At 64.9% G+C, this 15,381-nt stretch carries 10 protein-coding genes; 6 read left to right on the top strand and 4 right to left on the bottom strand.

What is annotated here, in order from left to right; all coding sequences use genetic code 11:
* Positions 1–120: 120 nt before the first annotated feature.
* The gene (locus MKI88_RS00580) at positions 121–1,233 is read left to right on the top strand and encodes an ROK family transcriptional regulator (RefSeq protein ID WP_241628352.1); all 1,113 of its coding nucleotides are present in this window, start codon (positions 121–123) and stop codon (positions 1,231–1,233) included.
* 113 nt (positions 1,234–1,346) lie between these two features.
* On the opposite strand, the gene MKI88_RS00575 is transcribed toward MKI88_RS00580, so the two are convergent.
* Positions 1,347–2,102, bottom strand: a complete 756-nt coding sequence (locus MKI88_RS00575) for an SDR family oxidoreductase (protein ID WP_241628350.1) — start codon at positions 2,100–2,102, stop codon at positions 1,347–1,349.
* A 137-nt stretch (positions 2,103–2,239) separates the two neighbouring features.
* Here MKI88_RS00575 and MKI88_RS00570 point away from each other — a divergent pair, with 137 nt between their 5' ends.
* Positions 2,240–3,130 (top strand): AraC family transcriptional regulator, encoded by an 891-nt coding sequence (locus MKI88_RS00570; protein WP_241628348.1) that lies wholly within the window; start codon positions 2,240–2,242, stop codon positions 3,128–3,130.
* Positions 3,131–3,261: 131 nt separating this feature from the next.
* Here the strand turns inward: MKI88_RS00570 and MKI88_RS00565 are convergent, their stop codons facing one another.
* From MKI88_RS00565 to MKI88_RS00555, 3 genes are all read right to left on the bottom strand, one after another.
* Positions 3,262–4,914 (bottom strand): DUF6065 family protein, encoded by a 1,653-nt coding sequence (locus tag MKI88_RS00565; RefSeq protein ID WP_241628347.1) that lies wholly within the window; start codon positions 4,912–4,914, stop codon positions 3,262–3,264.
* Positions 4,915–4,998: 84 nt separating this feature from the next.
* The gene (locus MKI88_RS00560; protein WP_241628645.1) at positions 4,999–6,948 is read right to left on the bottom strand and encodes an autotransporter outer membrane beta-barrel domain-containing protein; all 1,950 of its coding nucleotides are present in this window, start codon (positions 6,946–6,948) and stop codon (positions 4,999–5,001) included.
* 20 nt (positions 6,949–6,968) lie between these two features.
* Positions 6,969–8,435 carry a hypothetical protein gene (locus MKI88_RS00555; protein ID WP_241628337.1) on the bottom strand — a complete coding sequence of 489 codons (1,467 nt, stop codon included), beginning with the start codon at positions 8,433–8,435 and terminating at the stop codon, positions 6,969–6,971.
* Between the two features lie 205 nt (positions 8,436–8,640).
* Here MKI88_RS00555 and MKI88_RS00550 point away from each other — a divergent pair, with 205 nt between their 5' ends.
* From MKI88_RS00550 to MKI88_RS00535, 4 genes are all read left to right on the top strand, one after another.
* Positions 8,641–9,183, top strand: a complete 543-nt coding sequence (locus MKI88_RS00550; RefSeq protein WP_241628335.1) for a PepSY domain-containing protein — start codon at positions 8,641–8,643, stop codon at positions 9,181–9,183.
* A gap of 248 nt (positions 9,184–9,431) precedes the next feature.
* Positions 9,432–12,539: a CHAT domain-containing tetratricopeptide repeat protein gene (locus MKI88_RS00545; protein WP_241628333.1), complete on the top strand. Its 3,108-nt coding sequence runs from the start codon at positions 9,432–9,434 to the stop codon at positions 12,537–12,539.
* Between the two features lie 10 nt (positions 12,540–12,549).
* Positions 12,550–14,583 carry an adenylate/guanylate cyclase domain-containing protein gene (locus tag MKI88_RS00540; protein ID WP_241628331.1) on the top strand — a complete coding sequence of 678 codons (2,034 nt, stop codon included), beginning with the start codon at positions 12,550–12,552 and terminating at the stop codon, positions 14,581–14,583.
* Positions 14,570–15,307 (top strand): hypothetical protein, encoded by a 738-nt coding sequence (locus MKI88_RS00535; protein WP_241628329.1) that lies wholly within the window; start codon positions 14,570–14,572, stop codon positions 15,305–15,307. Before MKI88_RS00540 ends, MKI88_RS00535 begins: the two co-directional genes overlap by 14 nt.
* Positions 15,308–15,381 lie beyond the last annotated feature (74 nt).

The raw sequence follows: 15,381 nt of genomic DNA, 5'->3' as shown, positions 1-15,381 counted from the left end.
GGCGACGCGCCGCCCCTGGCCTCGCAATGTGACAAATTTAATTATTTTTCCTAAAATAATTAAATTTCGCTATGTCCCGGTGTGCTGTCGGATCGCCGACACGGAATCGGAGAACTCGCTGTGCACGTTCCGATGCTCGACAAGGACCAGCGGCGCCTCATTCAGGAGCTGCGCAAGGCGGGTCCGTGCTCTCGTTCCTCGCTTGCGGCGCGACTCGAGGTCAGCGGCGCTGCGCTTACCAAATTGTCGCGCGACCTGCTGGCGCTGGGCATTGTCGAGGAAGTTCCGGAGAGCGAGGTACATGGCCGGGGCCGTCCGGCAATTCCGTTGCGGATCGCCTCCAGGGGCGGGTACGCAGTGGGCGCCACGGTTCACAAGGGCATGCTGGACATCGCGCTGGTCGATTTTGCGGGATCGGTGATCGCGACGCATCGCGAGACGATCGAGCCGATCAAACCCGACGAGTTCGCGCAAATGGTGCGCCAGATCACGCATAGCCTGGTGGATCTCCACCACCTGCTGGGGCAACGCATGCTCGGCATCGGCGTGGCGGTGCCCGGCCCCTCCCTTTCGCCCGAGGGTGATCGGTGGAGCGTGGTCGAGGGCATGCCCAACTGGCGTGGAACGCCGCTGCGAGAGATCATGACGGCCGAGCTGGGATGGCCGCTTTGGATCGAGAATGATGCCAATTCCGCGGCTATCGCCGAATTCTATCTCGGCGGCCTCGTGCAGAAATTCTCGACCGTGGTCGTCCTGCTGCTGGGCTATGGTATCGGCGCCGGCGTCATCGTCGACGGCCGTGTCGTGCGCGGGCAGTTTGGCGTAGCCGGAGAAATCGGCTGCCTGTTTCCCGGGGACCGTCCGCGGCCCAGTCCGCTCGATCTCCTGTCCACGCTTCGCGCGAACGGCTGCAGTATCTCCTCAGTCGCGGAGATCGATACTGCCGCCGACAATCAGCGCGCGTCAATCGAACTATGGATCGAGCGTGCCGCGCAGCAACTGGAAGTTGTCTGCAATACTGCCTTCGCCTGGCTGGATCCGGGCGCGATCGTGATTGCGGGCACGCTGCCTGTCGAGATCCTGCAGCGCCTGTCAGACCGGATTCTCCGTGCCGATCTGGTCACGACGATCTGCGATCGCCGTCCCCCTGTGCAGGTGTCGAGCCTGGGTGGCTCCCCGGTAACGCTCGGCGCTGCCCTGCTGCCTATCCATGCGGTCTCAGCCGAAGGCTGACGATCTCGCGAGACCGCGGATTCGGATTCGCGGGGACAGGCATGAAAGGCTGTCGGCTGTGGGGGCTGGCGGAACCGATGTCCGCCAGCCCCTGTTCTCGTCAACGGCCCGGTCTAGATGCCTTGACCGCCGGACACTTCGATACGCTGCGCATTGACCCAGCGATTGTCTTCGGTGACGAGGCTGGCGATCATGGGTCCGATATCGTCGGGAAGGCCGACCCGACCGAGCGCGGTGAGCTCGGCAAACTGCTCGTTGAGCTCGGGATTGTCACGCACAACGCCCCCGCCGAAATCCGTCTCGATCGCGCCCGGCGCCACCGCATTCACCGCGATGCCGCGCGCGCCGAGTTCCTTCGCCATGTAGCGGGTCAGTACCTCGACCGCGCCCTTCACCGCCGCATAGGCGGCGTAGCCGGGATAGGTGATCCGGGTAAGTCCGGTGGACAGGTTAACGATCCGGCCGCCATCCGCGATCAGCGGCAACAACGCCTGGGTCAGAAAGAACACGCCCTTGAAGTGGACATCGACCAGCCGGTCGAACTGCGCCTCGCTTGTCTCGGCGATCAGCGCATAGTCGCCATGTCCGGCATTGTTGACGAGGTGGTCGAAGCTGTCGCGTTGCCAGGTCTCGGCCAGCGCCCCGCGCAACCGATCGGCGAAGGCGCCGAAACCTGCGACATCGCCGGTGTCGAGCTGGAGCGCGACGGCCCTGCGGCCCATTGCCTGAATCTCCGCGACGACCGCATCGGCCTCGTCGGAACGGCTGTGATAGGTGATGACGACGTCGCCGCCGCGGCGCGCGATGCTGAGCGCGGTGTTACGGCCGAGGCCGCGGCTGGCACCTGTAACGAGAGCAATCTTTGTCATGGGGGGACTCCTGCTGCTTGTGTGGCTGCCGATATATGCCGCGCGGGGCTCGTCGGTTGTTGCCGGGTCCTCTCGGTTTTTTGCCCGATCCTCCGAATGACTCGGCGCGACGCGATAATGGGAGTAGCATCCATGCAATGACCAGCCTGCTCACCGCCGTCAGCCGCTACGCCGACGCCCATGCCGATGCGAACGGCATTGCGCGGACGCCGATTCCGGGCCTTTCGGCCGTGCGCGCGACGGCGCCCAGCGGGCTTCTCCACGACGTTTCCCGTCCCATGGTCTGTATCGTGGCGCAAGGCGGCAAGCATGTGACAATGGGAACGCAGGATTTCGCCTTTTCCGCTGGCGATACGCTGCTGATCGCGGCCGATGTGCCTATCGTGAGCCAGATAACGCGCGCGAGCGTGGCAGCCCCATATTATTCGCTGGTACTCGAACTCGACCTCGCCGTGCTCGCGGAGCTTGCGGCGGAAATGGAGGCCGGGCTGGTGGCTGACCACGCGCCGGTCCGCGTCGATCCAACCGATGTCGAGGTCGCCGATGCCGCGCTGCGCCTGATGCGGCTGCTCGATCGCCCTGCGTCGATCCCGGTGCTGCAGTCGCAACTCGTGCGCGAGATGCATTACTGGCTGCTGGCGGGACGGTTGGGCACGGCGATACGTCATCTGGGCTGGCTGGAAGGCCATGTGCGGCGAGTGGCGCGGGCAGTTGCCCTGTTGCGAACCGAATTCGCGCAGCCGCTTCCGGTCGAGCGGCTCGCGACGGTGGCGGGAATGAGTCCGTCCTCCTTCCACCAGCACTTCCGCGCGGTCACGTCATTATCGCCTCTGCAGTTTCAGAAGCATCTGCGGCTGATAGAGGCACGACGGCTGATGTTGTCGGAAGGGAAAAGCGCCAGCGGCGCAGCCTTCGAGGTCGGCTATGAAAGCGTGTCGCAATTCACGCGTGAATATGGTCGGATGTTCGGACTGCCGCCCGTCAAGGACACCAAGGCGGCGCGCATGAAGGCGCTCGACGCAGCGTGAATTGTCACTCACACAGCCCCTTGAGCAAACTTGCATATTTGAAATGTCTTCAGCAATCCGGTCGCTATCGAGGCCCGGAATAGCGCTAAATTGCCGATTGGCTCGCCCTTTGCGTTTTCGAGCCGATTTCGTCACCGGGGCGCGGGATCGGACGGATAGTTTCCGTGAAAGTCGTTGGCCCAGCGGAAATTGGTGTGGGTGATCGTCACGCTGAAGTCGAGCGAGGTCACCTGGTGCCACCAGCCCAGCGGGACGAACAGCGCATCGCCGGGCATGAGGTCGACCTGATGCACCTTCACCCCTTCGAGGAGCGGAAAGCGCGCGAGAAGCTCGGGTTCGGCAAGATCACGGATCTCGCTATAGACATGATGGTCATTGTAGATGCGGGGCGTCGCAAGCGGGCTGGCAAGCAGCACGCGCTTGCTTCCGACCAGCTGGAGCAGCAGATTGTTGGTCAGATCGTGGTGAAGCGGGGTAAATGTGCCGAGCGGCCCGATCCACATCATACCATGCGGCTGGTCACATTCGCGCGAAAGCAGCTTGTCGACAAAGCCCAGATCGGCATGCAGCGGCGCGAGTGCGCGGCTGTTTGCCGCCGAATTATAGGCGGTCAGATAGGTTGCGTTGCCTGCGCCGGGGGCACTGATCCGGTCGATGAAGGCGTCGAAGGCCATGACCGTGCTGTGTGCGGCCATATGCCGCTCGAAATCGGCATCGGCCACGCGATCGGCCTGGACCTCGACCATCGCGGAGCCCACCAGCCGCTTCAGATATTCGGGCGTCCAGCGTTCGAGCGCGGGCCAGCCCCGCATCTCGCCGCACAGCAGCGCGGGCCAGTTGGCGGCATAGTGGTTGTCGAGGAAACTGTCCTCGTCGATGGCTGAATAGCGGGGTATCTGGCGGCGGGCGGACAGCGCATCGAGGCGTTGCAGCGACTGCATGATCCAGTCGAGCTTTGCAGCAGGCGCCGCCGGCGGCGCCTTGGCTGCAGGGTGCGTGGGGGCATGGGGGCACTGCGCTCGCGGCGGCGCCTCGCGGTGATAGGCATCGGCGCCCTTGAACTCGGCGAGCCTGAGCTTCGACTGATGATCGGCTGGCCCGGGCACGCCCGATGCATCGGTGCCGCGAAAATAGAACTTCTGCCATTTCGCCGACGGCGCGGCAGCCGGGCTGTTCGCCATTTCGGCGTGGAAGGCGTCGCGCGACTTGCTCCAGTCCTCGAATTGCAGCCGGAACTCAGGGTTTTCGTCGATCGGCCGGATCTCCGGCTCGACCTGCTCGACGCTCCCACGCGCGACGGGAAACAGGAAGCAGAAGGGCTCATTCTCCTCGAAGCGGATCACTTGGTTGGGCCGCGTGAAGCGCCAGTTCATCGTGAAGCTATAGGGTGACCAGTCGGTTTCGATGATGCCCGAGAGCGCGGCAATCCCGTCCTTGGCGCTGTTGGGCGATCCGCCGACCCACAGATTGACGCCTGGCTCGGTACGGAACAGCCCTTCGACATGAAAGGTGAGCACGCCCTGGCCGAAAAGCGCCACGGGCAACTGGTGGTCGGGCGATCCGGGATCGGGGCGGATGACGACATCGCCGGGCGCACTGCCGCCATTCCATTCGGCCTCGAACCCGACGGGGCTCAGCAGCTCCCAGCCATGCGCATTGGCGATATCGAGTGGCAGGCAGCGATAGGCGAAGCGCTCGGGCGTGGCATCCATCCATTCGCGACCTTGCGGCGCGGCGCGGATGCGCGGCTGCCAGCCCGAATAGACATAGCATGTCAGCTTCATCGTGCGCGGCATCCTCCAGGCGCGTTCACCGGCATTATCGTAGCGTCAGCCGGCGTGAACGGAAGGGGGCGTGTGATCCGACGGTCACCACGTGATGCGTAGGCCGACATTGGCGCCGATCGTGTCATAGCTGCTGCCGTTGAGATTGGTGCCCCAGTCGACCCCGGCATGAAGACTGATCCCCGGGCTGAGGATTGCGGTATAGCCTCCGCCGACCTTCAGCGTGGTTGCGCCGCTATTGGTTTTGAGTGCTGCATCGTTGAAGAAAATTTCGGTCGTGCCCGCAAAGGTGTGCCAGATGTCGACGTTTACGAAGGGCTGAAAGATCGTTGACTCGATTTCGGCCTGCCCCTCGATCCGCGCGCCGATCCGACCGGTATAGGTCGTCACATCGTCGAAGCGTATCTCGCTAAAAAGATCGCTGCTCGGGTCGATCGAGACATTCTGGATGACGAACTGCGCTTGAGGCTCGACCGTCCAGCTATCCGCGATCGCGATCGGATAGCCGCCCTCTGCCGAGAAGAGGAAGGACTCACCCTCGAAATCCGCGCTGATGCCGCGGTACGATGAGCCGCGGCCCGACAGCCATGAGTACATCGCCACAAGATCGGCATACCAGCGCCCGGCCCCGATATAGGTGGCGTAGACACCCCCGCTGTCCGCATTCAATCTGGTCAGACCCGCCGCGTCGTTGATCCTCGCGAGCACGTTGCCGCGCGTCGCACCCGATGCCTCGCTATGCGTGTAGAACAGGCCGAAGCGGTTCTGTCGGCCGTCGCCATATTCGCGCGCATAGAGATCGACGCCGGCCTGGATACCCCAGATATCGCCGTCGAACCTGGGCGCCAGCTGGAAGTCTGTGCCGGCCACGATCTGGTCCCCACGCTGCTCGCGCTTGTCGCCGAACGTCCGCGCCCATGCGGCTGCGAAGGCGCCGTCACCGGCGAGCAGCGACTGATCACCCTGACGCTCATGAAAGGTGCCGAGCGCCGACAGCCCCATTTCCTGCGCAATGGTGGGGACGAGCGAATAGCTCGGCACCTCCGGGCGGATGATCGGTATTTCGCAGTCGGGGTCGAGGCAACTCGGCGTCGGCGTGGGAGTCGGAGGCGTAGGTGCCGGCGTTGGCGTGGGCGTCGGCGGTGTAGGTGTAGGTGTCGGCGTAGGGGGTGGTGTCGGCGTTGGCGTGGGTGTCGGCGTGGGCGTGGGTGTCGGCGTGGGCGTGGGTGTCGGCACCGGGGGTGGCGTCGGCGTGGGCGTCGGCACTGGTGGAGGTGTCGGAGTGGGCGTGGGAGTAGGCACCGGCGGTGGTGTCGGAGTGGGGGTGGGCGTCGGCGTCGGCGTCGGTGTTGGTGTTGGCGTTGGCGTCGGCGTGGGTGTTGGCGTCGGCGTGGGTGTCGGCGTGGGTGTTGGCGTCGGCGTGGGTGTCGGCGTTGGCGTCGGCGTGGGTGTTGGCGTCGGCGTGGGTGTCGGCGTTGGCGTCGGCGTTGGCGTCGGCGTGGGTGTCGGCGTGGGTGTCGGCGTCGGTGTCGGCGTGGGTGTCGGCGTCGGTGTCGGCGTGGGTGTCGGTGTCGGTGTCGGCGTGGGTGTCGGCGTTGGCGTTGGCGTTGGCGTCGGCGTGGGTGTTGGTGTTGGCGTCGGCGTGGGGGTCGGGACGATTTCATGCGATCGCAGGAACCAGCTTTGTTCGGTTCCTGCGCTGACACCGCCACGGTACAGAAGATATTCGAACATCCCCGCGGCGACGGTTCCGGCCAGCGAGAATGCGTCGGCGGTGGTTAGCGCGCCATTGGCGGCATCGACAACGCGGATGCCGTCAAGCGTGGTCAAGGCGCCAAGGCCGCCGAGATTGATGATGCTGATGGCAGTGTTGCCATAGCCTTGCGCGCCGCCACCGCTGATCACCAACTGGTCTGACGGCGAATTGTCGCTGCCGAGCACGGTCTGCAGCGCCAGCCGTCCGTTGGTGCCGTAATAATTGCCGCGTACGACGAACCGGTCGAAGGCGGTCGCCTGGCTGTTGGTGAGATCGATCAGGCCGAGATTGGAGACGGTTACCAGCTGGCCGGCGGTAAGGGCGCAACGGTGTGCGTGCCATTGCCCGCGAACACCGTGCTCGTCTCGTCGATATAGAGTTCGCCGGTGCCCGTCCCCGAATCCCCCAGGGTCAGCGTCGAGAAATTGGAGAATGTCAGTGTCGAGCCATTGTCGAGTTCGAACAGCTCCCAGTTGGTGAAGCGCGAGACATCCTCGCCGCGTGTCGCGCCAAAGTAGAGCCGATCGTCGCCGAGACCGCCATTGATCGGCATGAAATTGGCCATGTTGGATGGTGCGAGCTGCGAGAAGAGTGCGACATCGTCGTCGATCCCCATGTCGAGCGCGCCAATCTGTCCCCCGTTCCAGAAGAACAGGTCGGCGCCCGATTGCATCTGGACGGCCTGTGAAATGAGGCCGCCCGACACCGTGGCGAAATCGGCGTCGCTGCCCATCAGCACCTGACCGTTGATGACTCCATCCAGCATCCGCAGGACATCCATGCCCTCTCCGGTTTCGATAGCGCCCTGGATGCCGGGGCCTGACAACGGCGCCAGCAGGTTCACGACGCCCGAGCGGTTGACGACGAAATCGTCCCCGCCATGGAGCAGTATGGAATTGTTGATCGTCCCGGTGTTGTCGATGAAATCCTGGGCGCTTCCCGTGTCCTCGATATTGCCGCTGATCGTTCCCGTATTGGCGACGAACACCTCGCCATTGCTCACGATTGCGATGCCGTTGTTGATCGTTCCATCGTTGAAGATCGAATTCTGGCCATCGCCGGTGACACGAAATGTGCCGCTGAGCTGCGCTCCGGCACGATTCACGATCAGATTGTTCGCGGTAGCAACTAACGTCAGGCCATTGTTGAAGAAGCCCGCATTGTCGATCGCATTGTCGCTGCCCGTGATGTTGACGGGTCCGGATATGCCGCGACTGGCGAACAGGTAGAGATCGTTGACGCCGTTGCCGGTGATGGTGACGCCTGCATTGAAATTGCCATTTTGCTGTATGACGATCCGGCCATCGCCGCTGCCCAGGAAATTGCCGTTCAGACTGCCGCCGGTGTGGTTCTCGAAAACCTTGGTGAAGCCGGCGACGCCGTCGATCCGGACGGCGGTGCCCGAACTGCCCTGGATCGCGCCCGAATTGTCGATATTGACGTCGCCCGACCCCGCGATGCTCAGGCCGGTGCCCGCAATGGTCGCGCCCTGGAGGATCTCGACGGTGATCGGTGCATTGCTGGCGGAATAGCCGTCATTATCGAAGCCGGTGCAGGTCACGGTCGCGCCGGCTGGCGGATTGTCGGGGACGCATTGTGCCTGCGCGTCGGCGAGGACAAGATACAGGAATGTCGTGGTCGCGGCGGCGCCGAGAAGCGCTCGACGAAAGGCTCGTACTCCGATTGCGCTCAGTTCTGCAGGGACTGGACGCCCATACCCCGCGCCATGATTGCTGCCCGCTGCACCAACGAACGACGCCGCCATAACGCGGTCCCCTCTTCTGGCGGCCCATCGAGATCAACGCACTGTAACGCAATGAGTTCCGCTGGAGGGCAGCCAGCGACCCGCGGTCCCAGGCCTCCTCTCGCGTTACTGACGCGCGACGCGCGCTCAACCTGTTTGCGGTCGCGAAGACATTGACATAGCCTTGCTCTTCGCAACCCGCCCGGTCCGGGCTTGAGAGGTGCCGATGCTTCGTCTTGCAAAGCTATCCATATTGGGTCTGCTCTCGGCCTGTGCGCCCGAAAATGTGGTGCCGCCCGAAAATCGCGAAGCGGAAACGCCAGCCACAACAGCGTCGGACGATGTCGTCACCGAGTTGTCGGCAGCAGCGATCCCCGCAGAAATACGCGAGCTGGCCGAAAAAACCGTCGAAGGCATCCGGATATCGGGCGCAGAGCGAAAGGAACGCGAGGGACGCATCTATTACGATGTTGAAGGTGCCCGGCCTGACGGAAGCGAGGTCGAACTCGATATCCTTCGGGAGAATGGCGTGTTCCGCGTCGTCGAGATCCAGCGCGACATCGCGTGGGCGGATGTACCCGCCAATGCGAAAGCGGCCGCGGCGAAGTCGCCGACCCCCTTTGTTCCCGTGCGCGTCATCGAGAGCCGCGAAACCGACGGCAGCATCGTTTTCGAACTGTTTTCAAAGGATCGCGCCGACAAGCCGACGCTGGAGGTGCGCGTGGTCGACGGCAAGGCGGAACTGCTGGCCACGGCCTGGCCGCACTGAATTGGCGGCCAGCCGACGCGCGAGGCTCCGGGCAGATTGACGACGACGAGACGGCGAAGCGGCGTTGGTGGATCAGCGTCGCAATTTTCTGTGCGCCCGCGCACAAGCTGTTGATGCGGAACGGCTTAGACTTTGCACATGGCTGTTGTATCGTGCCTGCGATTCGATAATCGAGCTGTCGCAGTTCGAGGGTTGCCGGCGAAACAGGCGCATGGGGGCGCCTGCCGGGCAGCTGGATGGAGGGTCAATTGCGCGCCGAGTTTTTCTTCGCTTCCACGCTGTCGCTCGCGCTCGTGCTCGCGCCGACCACGGGTGCAGCGCAATCGGCGCGGCCCAGCCTGCAGGACAGTTTCCGGCTGGGCAGTGGCGGCGGCGTTCTGTGCCGCGCGCAGAACAACGGCGCCGACAAGGCGCTTGCCGGCATGTTCGATCGCGCATGGACGATCGTGTGCCGCGATGCCGCGCGCGCGATAGGCCAGCTCTACGGCTTTCGCGACGGAGCCCAGGCGGCAGCACGGATCGCGGCGACGCGTGGCGAGCAACTGACATGCGGCGCCGAATCGTCGGGCATGATCGAGGGGCTCGGCGCGGTCGCGATCACGGAATGCTCGGTTGCTGCCAGCAATGTCGGTTACCGCATCTATCGGTACAGCGATGGAAAGGTCACCTGGTTCGCGCAGGGGTTGTCGGGCTATGACAGCGCGCTGAGGCTCGGCTTGCGGACAGTCGTCGAGGATCGCGTCGTCCCCGGCGAGATAGCGGTTGCGACGACGGGCATCACCGACCCGGCGGCCTTCGCACGCGTCCAGGCGGGGACGCTCGATCCCGCACAGACACTGGCCGAAGGCTATCGCCGCAACAATTCGGGCGATTATGCCGAGGCGGCCGAGTTCTTCGACACGCTCCAGCAGCGGCTGGCGGCCGAGGATTCGGTGATCGAGGCAAGCGACACGGCGAACCGCGAGGAACGCCTCAACGAATATCTCGCCAACCGTGCGCTGCAACGCTCCAACCTCGGCGAGTTCGCCGAGGCCGACGCGCTGTTCGCCCAGGCCGAACGCATCGTGACGCTCGATCCCGTCCAGACCCGGCTGCGCCGCAACTTCGAAGCGCTGCATCTGATCAACCAGCGCAAGCTCGCCGATGCAAAGGCCGTGCTCGCCCGTCCCGTCGTGACGACGGGCGACATCGTGCAGTCGGACGGCGGCACGGTGGAACTGGGCGAGCAGATCGCAGCGGAGATCAACAGCGGCCTGCGCAACAGTCGCAACCTCGGCGTGACGCAGAGCACCAGGCTCACCCCCGAGGAGCGCGCGGCAATCCTCGATGCGCAGGCGCTCCACCTGCAAGGCACGATCCTGCGCATGGAAGGCAAGCCCGCCGAGGGCCGCGCCCAGCTCGAGCGCGGCCTGGCCGAAGCGATCGCCATTCGCGACGGGCGCGTCACCTCAATCACGCGGCTTCGCGCGCAGATCATGGCCGAAATCGCGCTGAGCCATGAGGATCAGGGCAATTACGGCCAGGCCGAAGCCGTGCTGCGCGACGCGCTGACACTGCTTTCGACGAGCTATCCCGAGACCCAGGCGATGAATGGCGCGCGCGCGCGGATGGCCGCTTTCCTCGCGCGCCGCGGCAAGCGCGACGAGGCGCTGGCGCTTTATCGCGAGGTGGTGAAGAGCACGACCGACAATCGCGAAGCGACGACGGGGCTCACCAACCAGCTCGCCCCCTATTTCGCGCTGCTCGCGGAGCTGGCGCCGAGCCGGCCCGAACTGGTCGAGGACATGTTCCTGGCGAGCCAGACGCTGGTCAGGCCCGGCGTTGCCGACACCCAGGCGATCCTTGCGCGCGAGCTGCGCGACAGCGGCAGTGAATCGTCGCGGCTATTTCGCCAGTCGATCACGCTGTCACGCGATATCGAGCGCGCGCGCATGGAGCTGGCGCGGCTCCAGCGCGTCGACAGCCCCGACGCATCGGTTCGCGCGCTGATCGCGGCACAGGAGTCTGAGGTTGCCACACTGACCACCCAACAGGCGGCGACGCAGGCGCAGCTTTCGACCTATCCACAATATCGCGCGCTTTCCACCGACGCGATGACGCTCTCCGAACTGCGCAGCGCACTGAAAGCGGGCGAAGGCTATTACAAGCTCGTCGTCGTCGGACGGCAGGTTTACGGTATCTATGCCGATGCCGAGGGTGCGACCGGCTTTCGCCTGCCGATCTCGGCGACGACGCTCGAAGCCAAGGTCGCGGGGCTGCGCGACACCATCTCGATCGAGGAAGGCGGCCAGCGCGTCACCTACCCCTTCGACGTCAGGCTCGCGCACTCGCTTTATGCTGATCTCTTCGCGCCCGTGGCCACGCGGCTCGCGAGCGCGCAGCACCTGATCTTCGAGCCCGATGGCGCGATGCTGCAGCTTCCCGTCAACCTGCTCGTTGCCGACGCGGCGGGGGTCGATGCCTATCTGAAGCGCGTCGAGGATCCGCAAGCAGACACCTTCGACTTTCGCGGGATAGAATGGCTCGGGCGGCGGCACGCGGTCAGCACCGCCGTCACCGCGCGCAATTTCCGCGATGCGCGGCAGACCCCGGCGTCGCGCGCGGCGCGGCAATATCTTGGCTTCGGCCAGAACAATCCGATTCCGGGCGCGGTGCTGCAGGCTTCGGCCGCGCGCGGCCCCGGAGGGCCCGGCGGGCTCGACTGCAACTGGCCGCTCAGCGAATGGAACAAGCCCATCGCCGCGACCGAGTTGCGCACCGCGGCCTCGCAGATCGGTGGAGGAAGCGCCGACATCGTGACCGGATCGGCCTTCACCGATACCGCGATCCAGTCGCGCAGCGACCTCGCCGATTTCCGCATCCTCCATTTCGCGACGCACGGCCTTGTCACCGCGCCGCGCCCCGAATGCCCCGCGCGCCCTGCGCTGCTCACCTCCTTTGGCGAGAAGGGCTCGGACGGGCTGCTCAGTTTTCGCGAGATCTACGATCTCAAGCTCGATGCCGATCTCGTCATCCTTTCCGCATGCGACACCGCGGGACAGGCGAGCCGTGCGGCGACGCGCGAGGCGGGGCTGACCACGGGTGGCGGCTCGGCGCTCGACGGCCTCGTGCGTGCCTTTATCGGCGCGGGCGGGCGGTCGGTGATCGCAAGCCACTGGCCCGCGCCCGACGATTTCGACGCGACGGAACGATTGATCGCGGGCCTGTTCCAGTCGAGCGCCACCGACAGCGTCGCCGAAGCGATGCGCAAGGCGGAGCTTCGCCTGATGGACGAGGCAACGACGTCGCACCCCTATTACTGGTCGGGATTCGCGATCGTGGGCGACGGCGCGCAGCAACTGCTCGTCACACGCTAGGCCAGGCGCGATGGGGGAAGACATCGTCATCGACAGCGGCGGGCGCAAACCCAAGGGGGTGCAGCGCAAGCTGATCCGGCTGTTCAGGCAGCTGGGTCCCGGCCGGCTGGCAGCGACGATCCTGTTCCTCATCGCCGCGCTGCTGATCGCACGCTTCAGCTGGCACCTGCCGCTGGCGGCGCAGGCGGAACGCGCGCTCTACGATCTTCGACTGTCGTTCTCTGCCGAGAAGGTCGATCCCGATCCCAGGATCGTGATGGTCGTCTACAATGACGACACGCTGATCGAGACGCGCAAGCGTTCACCGCTCGATCGCGCGACGCTTTCGCGTGCGCTCGCCAATCTCGACAAAATGGGCGCCAGGGCGATCGGCATCGATATCCTGATCGACCAGCCGCAGGACGAGGACGAGCAGCTGCTCGCGACCTTCCGTGCGATGAAGACGCCGACCTATCTCGCCTATGCGTCGGCAGCGAGCAATGTCGAGGACATCCAGTTCAACCAGCAGGCGTTTCTGGAGGCGTTTCAAAAGCAGCTTGCCGGAACCCGGGTGAAGCCTTCGAGCATCCGCTTCCAGGTCGACAGCGACAATGTCGTGCGCAGCTGGCCGCAACGCGTTTCGGAACTCCCTCCCTTGCTCTCGGTGGCCATGACCGGTGGCGCCTCGCGCTTCGCGGACTATGATCGTTCGATCCGGTTCCGTATCCCCGCCGAGGTCGATCGCAGCGTCTTCGATGCCTTTCCCATCCAGCTTTTCGCCGATGACGCCACCGCCGCGGCCTTTGCCGGACAGGTGCGCGGCAAATATGTGCTGCTCGGCGGCACGATCATCGACGTCGACGAATTCGAAACGCCGCTGCGTCCCTATACTGGCACGACAGAGCGCACGCCGATGTGGGGGCTCGAGGTCCATGCGCATATGCTTGCGCAGCTGCTCGACGATGCCTGGCTCGAGGCACTGCCACGCTGGGGAAGCTGGGGGATCGCGATCACGGTCGTCTTCGCGGGCGCGGCGTCCAGCCTGCTTGGCGGCGCATGGTGGCGCGTCAGCTTCTTCCTGGCGATCCAGCTCGGCTTCTTTGTCGGCTATCCGATCTGGCTGCAGGCCGGCGGCACCGATACGCAATATCTCCCCGCCTTTGGCTGGATGGTCGGCTGGGTGATCGCCTTTGCCGCGATCGGCACCGCAGCGCGTGCGGTGGGATCCGAACAGCGGCGCTTCGCACAATCGGCGCTGGGCAAATATCTGCCGCGCGACATCGCCAATCAGATCCTCGCCGATCCCGACCGGCTCGCGCTCCACGGCGAAAAGCGCGAGATATTCGTCGTCTTCACCGACCTCGAGGGCTTCACCAAGCTGAGCCATGCGATCGCACCGGAAATGGTCGCAAAGCTGCTCAACCGCTATCTCGACATGATGAGCGACGTCGTCCTCGAATATGGCGGGACGATCGACAAGTTCGTCGGCGATGCGGTCGTCGCCTTCTGGGGCGCGCCGATCGCACGGCCCGACGATGGCGAGCGTGCCGCGCGCGCGGCCTATGCGATGTGGCAGGCGGGCGAGGAATTCCGGGCGAGCGTGCCCGAGGGCGTGCCGCCGATCGGCCAGACGCGCGTCGGCCTGCATTTCGGCGAGGCGATCGTCGGCAATTTCGGCGGCGAGGGCCGCATCCAGTACACCGCGCTGGGCGATAGCATGAACACCGCATCACGGCTGGAGGCAGCCAACAAGCAGCTTGGATCAGGCGTGATGGCGAGCCGCGAGGCCGTCGAGCGATCGGGGCTCGACTGGTGGCGACCGATGGGCCGCGTCGTGCTGCGCGGGCGGTCGACGCCGGTCGAAATCTTCGAGCCCGTGCCGGATCTTGAAGCCAGTGACCGCGATCACTTCCGCGCGGTCATGAATCGTATAGCAGATGGTGACAATATGGCGGTGCAGGAACTGGAAAGCCTCGCAAATGCAAAGGGTGGCGATGCGGCGCTGGCCAATCTGGTGTATCGTTTGAAACAAGTGGAAGCTGGAGGAAGCTATGTTCTCGACTGACCGGATCCTGATGCGCGGCGCGATCGCGATCGCCTGCCTCACCGGGCTTGGCGGTGTCGCGCTTGCCGATACGCTGGTCGTGCGTGCGGGCGGCCCCTCGGCACGCAACTTCCCTGCGGGCAAGACGCTGGCACCCAATGCGAAGATCACGCTGGTCGCGGGCGATTCACTCACCGTACTCGACAGCAAGGGCACGCGAACACTGCGCGGCCCCGGCACCTACAGCGCCGAGGCGTCGGCGGGTGCACAAACCAACACCAGCTTCAGTCGTCTCGTTTCGACGCAGAACAAGCGCCGCGCGCGCACCGGGGCGGTACGCGGCACCGACCAGACCGCACGCCCCAGCAATCTGTGGGACGTCGACAGCGGCCGCAGCACGACCATGTGCGTCGCCGACGCCAAGGGCCTCAGGCTCTGGCGCTCGGACAAGGAAGGCAGCGCCGTGCTGACGCTTCTCAACGAAGCCAGCGGCAAATCGGCGAAGGTCACCTTCCCCAGCGGCACGCAGGAGGCAGGCTGGCCCGCCGACATGCCGGTCGCCGAGGGTGCACGCTACACGCTGAGCCGCGCCGGCCAAGCAACACCCGTGAAGATCACCTTCGCGCGCTTCGCGGGCAATGTGCAGGACCCCGCGAACACCGCATCGGCGCTGCTCGCCAAGGGCTGCAACGCACAATATGATCTGCTGGTCGCGGCACTCGAACAGCAGGCCGGCACCCTCTGAGAAATGCACACAGGATGGTGAGAATAAAGGCGAAAATGCCATCCTGAACACTCGCTCAGCCTTGCCACTCAAGC

The organism is Sphingomonas sp. LaA6.9, assembly GCF_022601895.1.
Classification (GTDB): domain Bacteria; phylum Pseudomonadota; class Alphaproteobacteria; order Sphingomonadales; family Sphingomonadaceae; genus Sphingobium_A.
Note: the sequence above shows the minus strand (reverse complement) of the source record. Positions and strands in the feature narration are given on the sequence as shown.